Consider the following 17,006-nt stretch of genomic DNA (forward strand, 5'->3'; position numbering starts at 1 on the left):
GCGGCGGTGCGCTCCGCTGCGTTGGGGGTGGCGTCGGCCGCATCGGCGGCGGCGTGGCGGGTGGCGGCCGCGGCGCGCGGGCCAGCTTCGCGGGCATGCACCTCGGCATCGGCCGCGGCCTCGCGGGTCGCATCGGCGGCCTCGGAGGCGGCCTCGCGGGTGGCGGCGGCAGCGTGCTCGCCGGCAGCGGCGGCGTGGTCGCCAGCGCGCGCGGCTTCGTCGCGCGAGGAGTCGTTGCACGCGCCAAGGGCCAGGGCGAGGGCGGCAGCGGCGGGGATCATCAGGGTGCGGGTACGGGGCCTTGGGGACTCCTGTTCCGGGGATCGTTTGGGCGCCGGTCTGGCGCGCCGGCAGCATTCAGCCCCACCGGTCAGGACGCCGTGAACCGCCTGAACGGACCCTTCAGCGATATACGGAGCCTATTGAGCTGGCGTTCATCTGCGTATTCAGGTTTGAGAGCGCAGGGGCGGAAATGCGCCAAATGGCGTCCCGCGACGCCCGCGATTGCAGACGCCTGTCCGGGAGAGCGAGGAGGGTGAAGCCTGCCATCCTGCAGGTGGTCCGGGCGCAGCGAGAAGGCCGTGGAACCGGCGGCAGAGGGCGCCTGGAACAGATACAGCGCTGCATTCGGCTGTAAACGTTTACGGGCAATGGCGAATCAAAACCGCCGCTCCCGATGCGGGCTGAAAACCGCAATGAAAATCACGAGTTAATGCGCCCGGCTTTTCCGGAAACACAAAAACGAAAGGCCGCCGGTTTTACCGGCGGCCTCCCGTAGAGCGATGCTGGAAGCCGTATTATTTCTGGGCTTCTTCGGCAGCGTCCTTGGCCTGCTCGGCCACGTCGGCAGCAGCCTCGGCGGTGTCGGCAGCGGCGTCGGCGTTCTCGCCGGTGGAGGCGGCAGCAGCGTCAGCAGCGGTGTCGGCAGCAGCAGCGGCCGAATCGGCGGCGATCTGGGCGGCGTCGGCAGCCTCGGAACCCTCGGCAGCGGCGGCGTCAGCAGCAGCCTGCGCCTCAGCAGCAGCGGTGTCGGCGGCGGCAGCAGCGTCCTGAGCCTGCTCCTGGTTCGAGCACGCGGCCAGGGCCAGACCCAGGGCCAGGGCGATCAGCAGCTTGTTGATGCTCATGTTGGATATTCCTCGTCGTTTAGTTGGGCAACGCGCGATTGCGCGCCGCCAACATGATGACAAGCCCGTTTCTGCTGTCAAGCAGCAACAGGTGAGTTTCGTAAAGAGCTCGTGAAAAACGATTACACCATTTCCAGAGCGATAGCGGTAGCCTCTCCTCCGCCGATGCACAGCGCGGCCACACCCTTCTTCAGGCCGCGCTTGCGCAGCGCGTTGACCAGGGTCACGACTAGCCGGGCGCCGGTCGCGCCGATGGGATGACCCAGGGCGCAGGCGCCACCGTTGACGTTGATCCTCTCGTGCGGGATGCCCAGCTCGCGGATCGGGGCCATGGCCACCACGGCGAAGGCCTCGTTGATCTCGAACAGGTCCACGTCGCCGACCTGCCAGCCCACCTTGTCCAGCAGGTTGGAGATCGCGCCCACTGGCGCGGTGGTGAACCACTCCGGCTGGTGGGAGAAAGTCGAGTGGCCGACGATCCGCGCCAGCGGCTGCAGGCCGCGGCGGGCGGCTTCCTCGGCCGACATCAGCACGGTGGCCGCGGCGCCGTCGGAGATGGAGGAGGAGCTGGCGGCGGTGACCGTGCCGTCCTTCTTGAATGCCGGCTTGAGGCCCGGGATCTTGCCGACGTCGGACTTGCCCGGCTGCTCGTCGGTGGCGACCTCGACCTCGCCCTTGCGGGTGGCGACCTTGACCGGGACGATCTCGCCCTCGAATGCGCCGCTGGCCTGTGCGGCCTGGGCGCGCTTGACCGACTCGATCGCGTAGGCGTCCTGCTCCTCGCGGGTGAAACCGTACTTCTCGACGGTCTTCTCGGCGAACACGCCCATGGACTGGCCATCGTACGGATTGGTCAGCCCGTCCCAGGCCATGTGGTCCACCGCCTGGAAGTTGCCGTAGCGGTTGCCGGTGCGGGAGTTGGGGATCATGTGCGGCGCGTTGCTCATCGACTCCATGCCGCCGGCGACGACGATCGAGGCCGAGCCGGCCCTGATCAGGTCGTGGCCGAGCATGATCGCCTTCATGCCCGAGCCGCAGACCTTGTTGATGGTGGTACAGCCGGCCGAGGTCGGCAGGCCGGCGGCCAGCGCCGCCTGGCGGGCGGGCGCCTGGCCGAGGTTGGCCGGCAGCACGCAGCCCATGATCACCTCGGACACATCGGCCGCCGGCACGCCCGACTGTTCCAGCGCGGCGCCGATGGCGGCAGCGCCCAGGGTCGGGGTGGGGACGCCATTGAACTGGCCCAGGAAGGAGCCGATGGCGGTGCGTTTGGCGGCGACGATGACGATGTCGGACATGGATGTGCCTCGCGGAAATTGAAGCCCGATTATCGGCACACCCGGCCGGGCGGCGCCAGCGCTGCGGGGTGCGGCAGGCGACAGCGACGCCGGATTGCGGTATAGAACCGCCCGTAGCGGCGGCATGCCCGCCACGTTTCTTGGGGAGAATGCGATGCACGGATGTGTCCACCGTTCCCCGGGCGGCGTCGCCCGGTCACTGCTGGCGATCGCCATCGCCGCGACCCTGGCCACCAGCCTGGCGGCCTGCGGTGGCGGCGGGGGAAGCGGCCTGCGCGTGGGTGATCCGCCCGCGTCGCCGCCCGCGCCGCCTCCGCCTGAGCCGCCTCCGGCAGGAACGCCGCCGCCGATCGACGCGCACCTGGACATCATCAACGCCGGGGCCGAGGCCCGCGGCGGCATCACCGGCGCCGGCTACCACATCGGCGTGATCGACTCCGGCGTCAACCGCGCCCATCCGGGCCTGGCCGGCCGGGTCGATGCAAACCTCACCTATATCGATCCGCGGACCAACAACACCTCGGTGGACGATGTCGTCGGCCACGGTACCGCCGTGGCCCTGCTGGCCGCCGGCGCACCGGTGGGCGATTGGCCGGGAGGCGTGGCGCCGGGTGCGCGGATCCTTTCGGCGCGCATCATCAACGACGAGCGTCCGGACGATGACGGATCCGGCCGCGGCAACGAGGTGACCGGCGCCCTGGGCATCCGCGGCATCCACGAGGACCTGGTGGCGCGCGGCATGCGCATCATGAACAACTCCTGGGGCGGCCTGTACTGGACCCGGGACAACGTCACCGCCGAGATCGCCGACGAGTACCGCTTCTTCGTCCGCGACCATGACGGCCTGGTGGTGTTCTCCACCGGTAACGAAGGCCGTTCCAACCCCACCGACATGGCCGCGCTGCCCAGCCAGCCCGGTCCGGGCGGTACCCGCCCGGCGGCCGACCTGGAGCGCGGCTGGCTCGCCGTGGCCGCGCTGGACACCTTCCAGCCAGACGAGCTGGCCAGCTACTCCAATGCCGGCGGCGTGGCCCAGTCGTACTGCCTGGCGGCCCCCGGCACCCTGGTGGTTCCATCGCCGGATGCCACCGCCGGCGACATCTCATATGTATACGGCTCGGGCACCTCGTTCGCCGCGCCGCTGGTGTCCGGGGCCGCTGCCCTGGTGTGGGAGAAGTTTCCCTACTTCGACAACGACCTGGTCCGGCAGACCCTGCTGGGTACTGCCACGGACCTGGGCGAACCGGGGCCGGACGCGGTGTTCGGCTATGGCCGCCTGGACGTGGCCAAGGCGCTGGGCGGCCCTGCGCGGTTCGACTGGGGCGACGTCGAGGTCAGCTTCAGCGGGCAGTCCGCGTGGACCAATGACATCAGCGGCGCCGGTGGCCTGGTCAAGCGCGGCACCGGCACCCTGGTGATGGGTACCGGGAAGTCGGTGTTCGACTACACCGGCCAGACCCGGGTGGAAGAGGGCACGCTGCGCATCCGCGGCGCACTCGAGGCCTCCGACGTGCACGTGGCGGCCGGCGCCCGCCTGGCGGGCACGCCGCAGCTGGGCGGCAACCTGGTCAACGCCGGCACCGTGCTGGTCGACGGCGGCGGCGTGGATCCGGCCGGCTTCCGCATCGATGGCGATTACACCCAGGCGGCCGCTGGCCGCCTGGCCCTGGTGATCGGTTACGGCGGGCTGGACGTGGGCGGCAAGGCCACGATCAATGGAGAACTGCAGATCACCGGCCTGCGCCAGGGCTACGTGGCCAAGGTGCGCGAGGATGTCATCAGCGCCGCGGAAGGCGTGTTCGGCCATTTCAACACAATTAGCCTTGGCCCCAGCGTCCTGCAGTTCAGTGGATCCATCGTCTACGCCGGCTACGACGTGTGGCTCGAGATCAGCCGCCTGGACGTGGCCGCCACCGCCTCGACGCTGGGCGTTTCCGACCCGGCCTCGCTGGGCGCGGCGCGGCGCGTCGAGACGGCGTTCACCCGGCTGGATGCGGGTGGCGCGAGCGTGGTCGCCGACGAAGGCTTCACCCGCATCGCCGGCGATTTCCAGCGCCTGGCCAGCAGCGAGGAATTCGAGGCCTCGCTGCGCAGCCTGTCCGGCGAGGTGCATGCCGCGGCCATGGCCGCGACCTTCGATGCGCTGGACATGGGGCGGCGCACGCTGTCCGGGCGCTTCGACCAGCTTGCCGCAGGCCGGGGTCGCGCTGGCGGCTGGATGGAGGCGATGGGCGCTTCGGCCGCGCCCGCTGCCGCCAGCGGCGCGGATGCGCAGCTGGGTGGCTGGATGGCTGGCCACGACCTGCATCTGGAAGGCAACCTGGTGGCCGGCGTGGCCGTGGCCGAAACCCGCGGCGACAGCCGCCTGCAGGGCCTGGCCGACCGCAGCCGGGAACGCCAGGCGCAGGTGCAGGCCTATCTCGGCGTGCAGGGCGAGCATGCCTACCTGGCCGGTCAGCTGGGCAGCGGCCAGTGGCAGCGCCAGACCGACCGCGAACTGCTGGTCGGCGCCTCCCGCCATGCCGTGCATGCCGATTACGACGGCAGCTTCAGCATGGCCGCCCTGGAGACCGGCTGGCGCTTCGGCACCGCCGGCCACGGCCTGGTGCCGTACCTGGGCCTGGAGCACGCGCGGGTTGCCAGCGATGGTTTCCATGAGGAGGGCGCGCACGGCTTCGGCCTGCGTACGAGCGGGCTGGATGCGCGTCGCAGCCAGGCCATCGCCGGCCTGCGCACGTTCCACGACTGGGGACGCTGGCGCCTGCAGGGCCATGCCGAATGGCAGCACACCCTCTCCAGCGACGGCCTGATGCCGCTGGCCAGCTTCGTCGGCGTGGACTCGTGGTCGCCCCTGGCCTCGACCGATCCGACCCGTCCGGGCGGGCTGTTCGGCTTCTCCGCCAGGTCCTGGCTGACCGCCAACTCGCAGCTGGGCTTCAGCCTCGACCAGCGCTTCGGTCCCCGCGGCGACGCGCGCCAGCTCTCGTTGCACTACCTGCGCGAGTTCTGACCGGCCACGGCATGCGATGGCGGCCATGCGCCGCCATCGCAGTTGCTTCATGGCCCGGGTAGCCGCCCCGCATGGAAGCCTGCGAGCGACGCGTTGCGCGTCATCCCCGGATGAGGCCTTCGGCCTTGTCCGGGCTACGCGCCGCCGACAAGGCGTCGCATTTCACCGGCGTGGGGCCGGGTCGTCGCCCTTGAACGGCGTGAGGCCGGGGAAGCGACGCACCCCGGATCCTGCCACGAGAGGCTGTTCATTCCCCGGACTTGGCCGCGGACTCAGCCGCGGCCTTCGAAGAGCTCACGGCCGATCAGCATGCGCCGGATCTCGTTGGTGCCGGCGCCGATCGCATAGAGCTTGGCATCACGCAGGATGCGGCCGGCCGGGTACTCGTTGATGTAGCCGTTGCCGCCCAGCGCCTGGATGCCTTCCAGCGCCACCTGCACCGCGGCCTCGGAGGCATGCAGCAGGCAACCGGCGGCGGCCGCGCGCGAACGCCGGCCTTCGTCGAAGTCGCGCGCCACCTGGTAGGCGAAGGCGCGGCTGGACTGCAGTGCGGTGTACATGTCGGCGAGCTTGCCCTGCATCAGTCCGAAGGTGCCGATCGCCGCGTCGAACTGCTTGCGCTCGCGCACGTAGGGCAGGGCGAGGTCCAGCGCCGCCTGCATCAGCCCGATCGGGCCGCCGGTGAGCACCAGGCGCTCGGTGTCCAGGCCGCTCATCAGCACGCGCACGCCCTGGTTGACCTCGCCGAGCACGTTCTCCTGCGGGATCTCGCAGTTGTCGAACACCAGCTCGCAGGTGTTGGAGCCGCGCATGCCAAGCTTGTCCAGCTTCTGCGCGGTGGAGAAGCCGGGCATGCCGCGCTCGACGATGAAGGCGGTCATGCAGCGGCTGCCGGCTTCCTTCCCCGCGGTGCGCATGTACACCAGCAGCACGTCGGCCTCGGGGCCGTTGGTGATCCACATCTTGCTGCCGTTGGCGACCCACACGCCGTCGCGCAGTTCGGCGCTGCAGCGCATGGAGCCGACCACGTCCGAGCCGGCGCCCGGTTCGCTCATCGCCAGCGCGCCTTTCCACTCGCCGCTGCACAGCTTCGGAAGATATTTCCGGCGCTGCGCGTCGTTGCCGTTGAGGAACAGGTTGGAGACGCAGAGGTTGGAGTGGGCGCCGTAGCTGAGGCCGACCGAACCGGATGCGCGCGAGATTTCCTCCATCGCCACCAGGTGGGCGAGGTAGCCCATGCCGCTGCCGCCGTACTCCGGATCGACGGTCATGCCCAGCAGGCCGAGTTCGCCCAGCTTGGGCCACAGGTCCTGCGGGAAGGCGTTGTCGTGGTCGATCTGCGCCGCGCGCGGCGCGATCTCGGCCTCGGCGAAACGCTGGACGGCCTCACGCAGCGCGTCGATCTCCTCCCCAAGCTGGAACGCTCGCATCCGCCGCCTCACTCTGATGGTTTCATTTGAACCTAGTGTAGTGCCGGACGCGAAAGCGTCATGTGCGGGCGCAACAAATGCCCGCCATGGGCCGCTCTCCCGTTGGAGTGGGACGCCATTGCCTGCGCGCCACTGGCGCGCAAGCCGTCGAACGCCCCCGGCCTGTGACGCGGGCCGGGGCGCGGCGCCAGGGCAGGGTGCGGGTCGGGTGCTGGTGGATGTTTCCAGCCCCGGGCACATGGTTGAGCGCTCCCGGGAGATGTGGAGCGCATCAACGCACGCTGCGTTACCGCCTTTCCCCTCCCCTCTCCCGTGGGGGAGGGGAACCCGGGTGCGCTTCGCTTACCCGGGCTACTCGCTACCCGCCCTTGCGAATCACTAATCCCCAATCACGAATCACAAAAGCAAAGGCCCGGTTTCCGGGTCTTTGCTTTCAGTGCTGCTCGCCGCGCAGGTGCCCCATGCGCGGGGTGGCGCGGCCCATCGGCAGCTTGAGCTTGCCGATCGCCGCCAGGCGCGCTTCGGCGATGCGGTCGGCCGCGTACTGCGGGCTGATGTTCTCGCGCTCGGACAGGTCGAAGATCTTCGCGACGTTGTAGTAGATGCTGCGGATCAGCCGCATCGCCCGCTCGCGGTTGTAGCCGTCGATCTCCAGCGAGACGTTCATGACGCCGCCGGCGTTGACCGCATAGTCTGGCGCGACCAGGATGCCGCGTTTGTGCAGCTCGTCGCCCACCGCGTGGTTGGCCAGCTGGTTGTTGGCCGAGCCGCAGATGATCTTCGTCTTCAGCCGCTCGATGCTCTCCATCGTCAGCGCGCCTTCCATCGCGCAGGGCGCGAACACGTCGGCGGAGACGTCATAGATCTCGTCCACGCCCACCGCTTCCACGCCGTACTCGGACACCGCGTGCTCCACGCGCGCCGGATCCAGGTCGGTGACGAAGAGCCTGGCGCCGCGCTCGCGCAGCAGCTTCACCAGCTCCATGCCGATGTGGCCCAGGCCCTGCACGGCGATGCTGGTCTTGCCGATCTCCTCGTGCCCCAGCTTGCGCTGCAGGCAGGCCATCAGCGCCTGCATGGTGCCGTAGGCGGTGAACGGAGCCGGATCGCCGGAGCCGCCATGCACCTGGTGCACGCCGGTGACGTACTCGGTCTCCAGGTAAACCAGCTCCATGTCGTTGACATCGGTGCCCACGTCCTCGGCGGTGATGTAGCGGCCGCCCAGCGCGTCCACCGCGCGACCGAAGGCGCGGAACAGGACCTCGCTCTTGTCGGTCTTCGGGTCGCCCAGGATCACCGCCTTGCCGCCGCCGATGTTCAGGCCGGCCAGGGCGTTCTTGTAGGTCATGGTGCGGCTCAGGCGCAGCACGTCGCGTACCGCGTCGGCTTCATCGGCGTAGTGGCGCATGCGCACGCCACCCAGCGCAGGACCCAGCACGGTGTTGTGCACGGCGATGATCGCCTTCAGGCCAACGTCCGGGTTGTTGCAGAAGACCACCTGTTCGTGACCGGAGGTGGTGAGCGTTTCAAACATGGGCAGGCTCCGCGTCGGTTCGCGCGTGGGCGGGCTGTCCCGGTGGCAGGTGCCGTTCCGGAAACAAAAAAGCGACGTGGCCGGATGGGGGAGGGCGTGCGTCGCGGGCGCCATTCTAACCCCGTTGCAGCAAGGGGCCTGCGAAGGCTTGCACGAACGAACGGTCGTGCTATTTTGCATCCCATGACGCTGCCTGCTCCCGCCACCGCCAAGGGCGCCCATACCCGGGACATGCTGCTGGGGTGTGCCTGCCAGCTCGCCGCGCGCGTTGGCCTGGAAGGCGTGAGCATCGGCGACCTCGCCAGTGCGGCCGGCATGTCCAAGAGCGGCGTGTTCGCCCACTTCGGCTCGCGCGAGGACCTGGTCCGGGAAACCCTGGAATGGGCCGCGGCCGGATTCAACGAGGCCGTGCTGGTGCCTGCGCTGCGCAAGCCGCGCGGCATGCCGCGTCTGGAAGCAATCATCGCCGGCTGGCTGGAGTGGATCCTCGACCATCCCGAGGGTTGCGTGTTCCTTGGTGCGATCTCCGAATACGACGGTCGCCCTGGACCGATGCGCGACTTCGTTACCCGGATGATGGAGCGCTGGCGCGAAGTGGTCGAAACCGCGGTGCGCAAGGCGCTGGAAGAAGGTCACCTGCGCGCCGGCACCGATCCTGCGCAGCTGGCGTTCGAACTGCACGGCGTCATGTACGGCCTGCACCACGTGCGCCTGCACGTCCCCGATGCGCCCAGGCTGGCGCGCCAGGCCGTCCGCGACCTGTTCGACCGTTACCGGTCCGACGCCGCCGCCACTCCCCCCCGCTGACACGGAGCACTGCAATGGCCGCAATCCGTCCTGCCTCGCCGGAAAAAAGCACGACCGTTCGCAAATCCGCCGTCCCCGGCGCCCTGCGTTGGGCCTTCCGCGCCGGCAGCTGGCTGGCGCCGGGGGCAACGGTGCGCCACGCCTCCCGCCTGTTCGCCACGCCCATGCCCAGCTCGCGCAGCCGCGCTCTGGCGGCCGAGTGCGGCGACGCCCGCATCGGCCAGATGGAGAGCCGCGGCCATACGATCACCACCTACGCGTGGGGTGATCCGACGACCCAGCCCTACGTGCTGTTCGCCCATGGCTGGTCCAGCTTCGGCCTGCGTTGCCGCCCCTGGGTGGGGCCACTGCGCGAGGCTGGCTATGCGGTAGTGGCCTTCGATCTTCCCGGCCACGGCCGCAACGCGCCCTGCCAGACGAACCTGCCCGTGTGCGCCGCGGCGCTGGCCGACGTGGCCCGGCAGCATGGACCGGCGGCAGCGGTGGTGGCGCATTCGATGGGAGGCGCGGCCGCCGTGCTGGCGCTGCGCGATGGGGTGCGCGCCGGGCGCGTGGTCCTGGTCGCGCCGGCGGCGGACATGCGCGCGGCCGGGGACCGTTTCGGTCGCATGGTGGGGCTGCGCCCGCCGCTGGTGGGGCGCATGTTCGCGCGCTTCGAGCGGCAGATCGGCGTTGCCGTGGACGAACTGGCCGTTCACCGCCACGTGCCCGCGCTGGGCGTGCCCGCGCTGGTGGTGCACGACCTGGAGGACGACGAGGTGCCGTGGGAGGAGGGCGAGCTCTATGCGCGCCTGTGGCCGCGTGCGCGGCTGCTCAGCACCCAGGGCCTGGGGCATCACCGCATCGCCGGCGAACCGGGCGTGGTGGAGGCGGGCGTGCGCTTCCTGCGAGGCCAGGAGGTCGGTGAGCGCGTCGTGTCTTCGCCCAACCTGCCGTTTGGCATGGCCTGAAAGCTCCTCCGGCCTGAACAGCGGATAGCGGATTTTTCACTTCTCTTTTACGCGTAAGAAACGTGTAAGCGGGGCGAAAGCATGTTCGCTCCGCACGCGGAACCATCGTCGTGCGCGTCGCGTGTCGCGGGCCGGAAGCCAACCGCCCCGGCCATGTTGCGACGCGCGTGAATCCATTCCCTGTGCCCGCCAGGAAGGCGGTGCGTCGCTCCCTGCCGCCGATGGAGGCAGGGCCCCCACTACATGCAAGGACTCATCATGAACAGGGAATTCCTTTTCGCGCTTCCGCTCCTGCTGGCGGCCGCCTCGCCCCTGGCCGCGCACGCCCAGTCGGGCGAGGAGGCCTACGACGGCGACAACCGCGGTGGCTTCTTCGCCGGCGCCCAGGTGGGCCAGGCCCGGGTGTTCAACAACGTCGACCAGGACAGCCTCTCCTTCAATGCCGGCTACCGCTGGCGCGCCGGCTCGATCGCCCTGGTCGGCGTGGAAGGCGGCGTCGGCCGCCTGGATGGCGCCCGCGACCGTCGCCTGGCCCTGGACGTGGGCGAGTCCAAGTACCGCCACGTCGGCGCGATCGCGCGCATCAGCTTCGGCCATGACAGCCGCTGGTATGGCATCGCCCGCAGCGGCTACTTCGACGGCGACATCGAGGCCGGCGCGGACGAGTCCAATGCCGACGGCGCCTATTTCGGCGTGGGCATTGGCGCCGATCTCACCCGCAACCTCAACCTCAACCTGGTCTACACCACCTACGCCTTCCCCAACTGGCACCACTACTGGGACGAGCGCGACTACAGCATCGAGTTCGAGGACATCGAGCTGCTGAGCTTCGGTGTCGAGTACCGGTTCTGATGCGGCAGCAGCCGCACGCCCCGGACCCCTCCCGCCTGGGTGAGCGGCAAGGCATGCGCGCCACCTGCGCGCATGCCGCTGGACGCCCGCGTCATTGACGCGGGCGTGGCGCGAAGCGGGGGCGGGGTAGAGGTTGGCATCCCGGCGACGCATGCGTGCCATCGCCAGTGAGGTCGCGTAGCCCGGGTAAGCGAAGCGCACCCGGGGGGCGGTACGCGGCCACTCGTGCTGTGTCCCCGCTGCGGCATCCCCTCATCCGGACCGCGCGCAAAGTCACGCTGCACCGCGCCAATCCGTTTCCGATGCAAGCACTAGAATCGGGGGCGAATCCCCGAACCCGGTGCACGCAATCGCATGAGCACGCCCGCCAGCCATCTCGAAGGCGCACGCCCCGAAATCCAGGCCGACACCACGCCGCTGCGCTTCGTCACCGCGGCCAGCCTGTTCGACGGCCACGACGCGGCGATCAACATCATGCGCCGCCTGATCCAGGCCCAGGGCGCGGAAGTGATCCACCTCGGCCACAACCGCAGCGTCGAGGACGTGGTCCGCGCCGCGCTGCAGGAAGACGCCGACGCCATCGCCCTGTCCAGCTACCAGGGCGGCCATGTCGAGTACTTCAAGTACATGGTCGACATGCTGCGCGAGAAGGGCGCCTCGCACATCCGCGTGTTCGGCGGCGGCGGCGGGACGATCACCCCGGAAGAGATCCGCGAGCTGGAAGCCTACGGCGTCGAGCGCATCTACCACCCCAACGACGGCATGAAGATGGGGCTGGTGGAGATGATCGAGGATGTGGTCGCACGCACCAGCGCCGCACGCGAGCAAACCCAAAACCGGGGTCAGAGTGCAATTTCCTCCGACTCCAGCGCAGCAGCCGGCCAGGCCAGCGGGAAATTGCACTCTGACCCCCGTTTTGCTTCCGGCCTCGACGAGTTCGCGATCGCCCGCATGCTTTCCAGGATCGAGGACGGCGCCTTCTCCGAATCCGAGCTGACCCTGATGCGCCGCGGTTGGGCTTCTGGCCCCAACGAATCCCGAATCCCGAATCACCAATCACGCCCGACCACCCCAGTGGTCGGGATCACCGGCACCGGCGGCGCCGGCAAGTCCTCGGTCACCGACGAGCTGCTCAACCGCTTCCTGGCCTGCTTCCCGCAGATGCGCATCGCCGTGCTGTCGGTGGACCCGACCCGCCGCCGCACCGGTGGCGCGCTGCTGGGCGACCGCATCCGCATGAACTCGCTGCGCAGCCATCGCGTGTACATGCGCTCGATGGCCACCCGTCGCCAGAACAGCGCCACCAACACCGTGCTGCGCGACTGCATCGGCTACCTCAGGTCGCTGGACTTTGACCTGGTGATCGTCGAGACCGCCGGCATCGGCCAGTCCGACTCGGAGATCGTCGACCTGGTCGACTTCCCGATGTACGTGATGACCTCCGACTACGGCGCCGCCAGCCAGCTGGAGAAGATCGACATGCTCGACTTCGCCGAGCTGGTCGTGCTCAACAAGTACGACCGCCGCGGCGCCGAGGACGCGCTGCGCGACGTGCGCAAGCAGTGGAAGCGCAACCGCGTCGCCTTCCAGGTCCCGGACGAGGACGTGCCGGTCTATCCGACCATCGCCAGCCAGTTCAACGACCCAGGCGTGAGCTGGATGTTCGTCAACCTGTGCCGGCTGCTGAGGAAAGGGGGTCAAAACCGGGGTCAGAGTGCAATTTCCTCAGACTCCGACGACCCAGCCAGCCACGCAACCGGGAAATTGCACTCTGACCCCGGTTTTGGCTCTCCCCGCTGCGACTTCAACCCGGCCATCGACACCTCGCTGAAGGAGCCGCGCGCCACGGTGCTGATCCCGGGCAGCCGCGTGCGCTACCTGGCCGAGATCGCCGAGCAGGGCAGGGCGAACACCCGCCGCATCGAGACCGAGGCCGAGACCGCCAGCCGCGCCCAGCACTACTGGGAAGTCCTGCGCGAGCTGGGCGATCCGCTGCTGCCGGAGCCGCTGGCCCTGTACGACTCCAACGCCCTGCAGCCTTCTCCCGGAACCGATCCCGACCGCACCCTCCACACCCTCCGCCAGCGCTACAACGACGCCATCCAGTCGCTTTCCAGCGATTCCCAGCGCATGCTGCGCGAATGGCCGCAGCGGCTGAAGTCGATCACCGACGACGTCACCGAGTACGAGGTCCGCGGCAAGGCGATCCGCGTCGAGAATTACCGGCAGTCGCTGAGCCACCAGAAGATCCCCAAGATCGCCGCCCCGCAGTACAAGTCCTGGGGCGAGCTGCTGACCTTCCTCGGCAAGGAAAACCTGCCGGGCAGCTACCCGTACACCGGCGGCGTCTATCCGTACCGCCGCACCGGCGAGGATCCGATCCGCATGTTCGCCGGCGAGGGCACGCCGGAGCGCACCAACCGCCGCTTCCACTACCTGTCCGCCGGCCAGCCGGCCGCGCGCCTGTCCACCGCGTTCGATTCGGTCACCCTCTACGGCGAGGACCCGGCGCCGCGCCCGGACATCTACGGCAAGATCGGCAACTCCGGCGTCAACGTGCCCACGCTGGACGACATGAAGAAGCTGTACTCAGGCTTCGACCTGTGCGCGCCGACCACCAGCGTCTCCATGACCATCAACGGTCCGGCGCCGATCATCCTGGCGATGTTCATGAACACCGCCATCGACCAGCAGGTGGAGAAGTACCTCAAGGCCGATGCCGACCGCTGGGCCCAGGCGCAACAGAAGATCGACGCCTTCTTCGAAGGTCGCCAGCGCCCGCGCTACCACGGCGACCTGCCGCCGGGGAACGACGGCCTCGGCCTGGGTCTGCTGGGCGTCACCGGGGACCAGCTGGTGGACCGCGAGACCTACGAGCGGATCAAAGCCGAGACCCTGCGCACCGTGCGCGGCACCGTCCAGGCCGACATCCTCAAGGAGGACCAGGCCCAGAACACCTGCATCTTCAGCACCGAGTTCGCCCTGCGCATGATGGGCGATATCCAGCAGTACTTCGTCGAGCACCAGGTCCGCAACTTCTACTCGGTGTCCATCTCCGGCTACCACATCGCCGAGGCCGGGGCGAACCCGATCAGCCAGCTCGCCTTCACCCTCAGCAATGGCTTCACCATCGTCGAGTACTACCTTGCCCGCGGCATGCACATCGACGACTTCGCGCCCAACCTGAGCTTCTTCTTCAGCAATGGCATGGACCCGGAGTACACCGTCATCGGCCGCGTCGCCCGCCGCATCTGGGCCCGCGCCATGCGCGAGCGCTACGGCGCCAACGAACGGTCGCAGATGATGAAGTACCACATCCAGACCTCCGGCCGTTCCCTGCACGCGCAGGAGATCCAGTTCAACGACATCCGCACCACGCTGCAGGCCCTGTACGCGTTGTTCGACAACTGCAACAGCCTGCACACCAACGCCTACGACGAGGCCATCACCACGCCGACCGAAGAAAGCGTGCGCCGCGCCGTGGCCATCCAGATGATCATCAACAAGGAGCTGGGCCTGAACTTCATCGAGAACCCCTGGCAGGGGAGCTTCGCGGTGGAGTACCTGACCGACCTGGTGGAGGAGGCGGTCTACAGGGAGTTCGAGGCCATCAGCGAGCGCGGCGGCGTGCTCGGCGCCATGGACACCATGTACCAGCGCGGCAAGATCCAGGAAGAGAGCCTGTACTACGAGCATCGCAAGCACGACGGCAGCCTGCCCCTGGTCGGCGTCAACACCTTCCTGCCCAAGGAACACGCCGGCGAAGTGGCCACCGAGATCGAGCTGATCCGCTCCACCGAGGCCGAGAAGGCCCAGCAGATCGCCAACGTCCGCGCCTGGCAGGCCAACCGAAACATGCTGGCGCCGGAAGGCGAGACCGGCCACGCCCATGTGGTTGAGGATGAAACCGTGACCGAAGTCCACAACGGCCGCGGCCTGGCGTATCTTCAGGACAAGGCGCGTCGGCGGGGGAACGTCTTCGAGGCGCTGGTCGAAGCGGTCAAGACCCACTCACTGGGGCAGATCAGTCATGCCTTGTATGACGTGGGTGGGGAGTATCGGCGGAACATGTAAGCGCTGTTTCTGGCTGAGGTCGTTAGGGCTCTCGTTGTTTACGTATCGAATCCGTTATTGGCTTGTAGTTCCACAAATGGGACGTGACAGTTGGGCGTCTGTATGCTCGGCAAGTCGGAGGCGGTATGGATTTCAGTGTCTATCTGCTTCGGGTCGGAATTAATCACAGGTCCGCTGTTAGAGTCGAAGCCGACACGGTGGTGCATGAGTCCGATTCGGGTGTGGCTTATATCTTTCCATCATCAGAGAATACGCCAGGCTGGGTGGATGAGGTGATTCGACTTTGGCCTGGAGTGAATCCGGACGCGCTTAAATCTTCACGAGCAGGTTGCGTACTTGCTGTCCAAGCACTGGGGAGGATCTTCCTGCTGACCTTTGGCTTGGGTCACCTGAAGGTGGATAAAAAGCTGGTCGTGGCCGATTTCGGCCGGCGAGTTACGATTAATGCTGTTGACCCTAAGACGGTGAAACAGGTTTCTCGGCAGGCTCTTGAGGGGAGCTTCATCCATGCCGTCGAAAGCGCGGCGCGATCCGGCTCGGTTCGTCAGTTTGGAATAGATATTGAGCGCGACCTGCTTCAGGGGATTCTGGGTAGACCACGAAAGACGGCTTTCGGAAAGGCTATAGGCGGGGCCACATCTTTGAGGGTCGCAGTTGATGGAGGGCTTTCGTCGCTAATTTCTCGCCTCCCTATTTATTTGCGCTTGTACAACCAAAAAATTAGGTGCGCCGATTTCGATTGGTACGAGCGAATCCAGGTTGTGGAGGATCCCGGCGAGATTGCGCAGCTGGATGCGGCTTTAAATGCTGCAATGGGTGCGCCGGGGGCGCAAATACTCCTTGGGATTCCGTCGCTTATCGATGGGGTTGATCAAATCGCAGGGTTTCAATTCGAGGCTGGGTCCAGGGCTTGCAGTTACCCAGACCCGGAGTTCGCTGATTGGAAGTCCTGGTGTCTAACGAAGGGTCTTCCTGTGAATTTGGCGACAGCTGAGTCACGGAAGCTTTTCGTTAGATTTTCGAGTGGGTCCCAGGTGTGGGAACCCATCGCTAACTCAATATTTTGGGAATATCAATCTCCATCGGGTGGCAACTATGTACGTCACGACGGGGGCTGGTTCAAAGTTGATGCGGCATTTGTTGGGCTAGTTCATACATTTATTGCGGGACTGCAGCCGATTGGTTCGGTTTCCTTGCCTGCTTACATTTCTGGGCATGACGAGGCGGCATACAACGCAAGTTTAAGTGCGGCCATCCCTGGCGCTGTCGTCTTGGATACGAAGACAGTTACACTGCCTAACGCTAGGACGGCCTTGGAGCCATGTGACGTCTATTATTTCGATCCGGCATCGGGCAAGGGAATACTCTTTTTCGTAAAACGCAAGAAGGTTGGATCGACTGGCCTGACGCATCTGTTTGCACAAATCTCGGTGGGCGTTGACGCGTTCTTTCATCGAGACTCTCAGTACAGAGCGCTGGTCGATGCTCTCTTCACGCCTCCCGAGTCCCTTGGCTTTCCCCCGGCAAATCGGCCCGACCCCCTTAATTGGACCATTGCCATTGTTGTGTGCAGCTCTCGCGGGCCGAGGAGTCTGCCCTTCTTGTCTCAGGTCTCTCTGAAGCGTGTGATTGAGTCCTTGAGGTTGCGCTATGACCTCAGCTTTACGTTTGACTATGTCTAGCGCCCCCGGGAGGGCTGAGAAGCATCAAGAGGTATCGAAAAGAACGGGGTAAAAAAAAACGGGGTCAGGTTCACTTCTGCGAGAAAAGGGTCCGCAAACAGGGGCAGGTTTATTTTTGGTTCTTCACCCAACTCCGGGGAAGGCCGCCCGGATCTTGAGGAAGAAGTAGGCGTCATCGCGGAAGCCGTAGGCCATGCGCTTGATGACCTTGATCTTGTTGTTGATGCCCTCGACCAGGTTGG

12 protein-coding genes are annotated in these 17,006 nt (G+C 67.1%); 6 read left to right on the forward strand and 6 right to left on the reverse strand.

Annotation, left to right across the window (positions count from 1 at the left end; genetic code table 11):
* The 3 genes from CSC68_RS15140 to CSC68_RS15150 all read right to left on the reverse strand — a co-directional run.
* Positions 1-281, reverse strand: a 281-nt coding sequence (locus CSC68_RS15140) for a hypothetical protein (RefSeq protein ID WP_162204434.1), incomplete at its 3' end; no start/stop codon positions are given.
* 516 nt (positions 282-797) lie between these two features.
* The gene (locus CSC68_RS15145; protein ID WP_162204435.1) at positions 798-1,127 is read right to left on the reverse strand and encodes a hypothetical protein; all 330 of its coding nucleotides are present in this window, start codon (positions 1,125-1,127) and stop codon (positions 798-800) included.
* 122 nt (positions 1,128-1,249) lie between these two features.
* Complete coding sequence (locus tag CSC68_RS15150) at positions 1,250-2,425, reverse strand: thiolase family protein (protein WP_162204436.1); 1,176 nt, start codon at positions 2,423-2,425, stop codon at positions 1,250-1,252.
* A 154-nt stretch (positions 2,426-2,579) separates the two neighbouring features.
* Here CSC68_RS15150 and CSC68_RS15155 point away from each other — a divergent pair, with 154 nt between their 5' ends.
* Positions 2,580-5,435 carry an autotransporter serine protease gene (locus CSC68_RS15155; protein ID WP_162204437.1) on the forward strand — a complete coding sequence of 952 codons (2,856 nt, stop codon included), beginning with the start codon at positions 2,580-2,582 and terminating at the stop codon, positions 5,433-5,435.
* A gap of 272 nt (positions 5,436-5,707) precedes the next feature.
* Here the strand turns inward: CSC68_RS15155 and CSC68_RS15160 are convergent, their stop codons facing one another.
* Positions 5,708-6,865, reverse strand: a complete 1,158-nt coding sequence (locus CSC68_RS15160) for an isovaleryl-CoA dehydrogenase (RefSeq protein WP_162204438.1) — start codon at positions 6,863-6,865, stop codon at positions 5,708-5,710.
* Between the two features lie 433 nt (positions 6,866-7,298).
* Entirely contained in the window at positions 7,299-8,399 is a 1,101-nt protein-coding gene (locus CSC68_RS15165) for a Glu/Leu/Phe/Val family dehydrogenase (protein ID WP_162204439.1), read from the reverse strand.
* Between the two features lie 183 nt (positions 8,400-8,582).
* Here CSC68_RS15165 and CSC68_RS15170 point away from each other — a divergent pair, with 183 nt between their 5' ends.
* From CSC68_RS15170 to CSC68_RS15190, 5 genes are all read left to right on the forward strand, one after another.
* Positions 8,583-9,206 (forward strand): TetR/AcrR family transcriptional regulator, encoded by a 624-nt coding sequence (locus tag CSC68_RS15170; protein WP_162204440.1) that lies wholly within the window; start codon positions 8,583-8,585, stop codon positions 9,204-9,206.
* A gap of 14 nt (positions 9,207-9,220) precedes the next feature.
* The gene (locus CSC68_RS15175) at positions 9,221-10,156 is read left to right on the forward strand and encodes an alpha/beta hydrolase (protein ID WP_162204441.1); all 936 of its coding nucleotides are present in this window, start codon (positions 9,221-9,223) and stop codon (positions 10,154-10,156) included.
* Between the two features lie 258 nt (positions 10,157-10,414).
* Positions 10,415-11,008, forward strand: a complete 594-nt coding sequence (locus tag CSC68_RS15180; protein WP_162204442.1) for an outer membrane beta-barrel protein — start codon at positions 10,415-10,417, stop codon at positions 11,006-11,008.
* A 354-nt stretch (positions 11,009-11,362) separates the two neighbouring features.
* Positions 11,363-15,082 (forward strand): methylmalonyl-CoA mutase family protein, encoded by a 3,720-nt coding sequence (locus CSC68_RS15185; protein WP_162204443.1) that lies wholly within the window; start codon positions 11,363-11,365, stop codon positions 15,080-15,082.
* Between the two features lie 125 nt (positions 15,083-15,207).
* Positions 15,208-16,764 carry a DUF6119 family protein gene (locus CSC68_RS15190; protein WP_162204444.1) on the forward strand — a complete coding sequence of 519 codons (1,557 nt, stop codon included), beginning with the start codon at positions 15,208-15,210 and terminating at the stop codon, positions 16,762-16,764.
* Between the two features lie 123 nt (positions 16,765-16,887).
* Here the strand turns inward: CSC68_RS15190 and CSC68_RS15195 are convergent.
* The coding region (locus tag CSC68_RS15195) for a transposase (RefSeq protein WP_162202733.1) at positions 16,888-17,006 on the reverse strand (119 nt) is incomplete at its 5' end.

It is taken from the genome of Pseudoxanthomonas suwonensis (genome assembly GCF_010093235.1).
Taxonomy (GTDB): domain Bacteria; phylum Pseudomonadota; class Gammaproteobacteria; order Xanthomonadales; family Xanthomonadaceae; genus Pseudoxanthomonas; species Pseudoxanthomonas suwonensis.

What these genes read in the sequence shown, in the direction of transcription:
- CSC68_RS15145 (WP_162204435.1), bottom strand. Translation starts at nt 1,127, where the DNA reads ATGAGCATCAACAAGCTGCTGATCGCCCTGGCCCTGGGTCTGGCCCTG.
- CSC68_RS15180 (WP_162204442.1), top strand. Translation starts at nt 10,415, where the DNA reads ATGAACAGGGAATTCCTTTTCGCGCTTCCGCTCCTGCTGGCGGCCGCC.
- CSC68_RS15190 (WP_162204444.1), top strand. Translation starts at nt 15,208, where the DNA reads ATGGATTTCAGTGTCTATCTGCTTCGGGTCGGAATTAATCACAGGTCC.
- CSC68_RS15155 (WP_162204437.1), top strand. Translation starts at nt 2,580, where the DNA reads ATGCACGGATGTGTCCACCGTTCCCCGGGCGGCGTCGCCCGGTCACTG.
- CSC68_RS15175 (WP_162204441.1), top strand. Translation starts at nt 9,221, where the DNA reads ATGGCCGCAATCCGTCCTGCCTCGCCGGAAAAAAGCACGACCGTTCGC.
- CSC68_RS15185 (WP_162204443.1), top strand. Translation starts at nt 11,363, where the DNA reads ATGAGCACGCCCGCCAGCCATCTCGAAGGCGCACGCCCCGAAATCCAG.
- CSC68_RS15170 (WP_162204440.1), top strand. Translation starts at nt 8,583, where the DNA reads ATGACGCTGCCTGCTCCCGCCACCGCCAAGGGCGCCCATACCCGGGAC.
- CSC68_RS15165 (WP_162204439.1), bottom strand. Translation starts at nt 8,399, where the DNA reads ATGTTTGAAACGCTCACCACCTCCGGTCACGAACAGGTGGTCTTCTGC.
- CSC68_RS15150 (WP_162204436.1), bottom strand. Translation starts at nt 2,425, where the DNA reads ATGTCCGACATCGTCATCGTCGCCGCCAAACGCACCGCCATCGGCTCC.
- CSC68_RS15160 (WP_162204438.1), bottom strand. Translation starts at nt 6,865, where the DNA reads ATGCGAGCGTTCCAGCTTGGGGAGGAGATCGACGCGCTGCGTGAGGCC.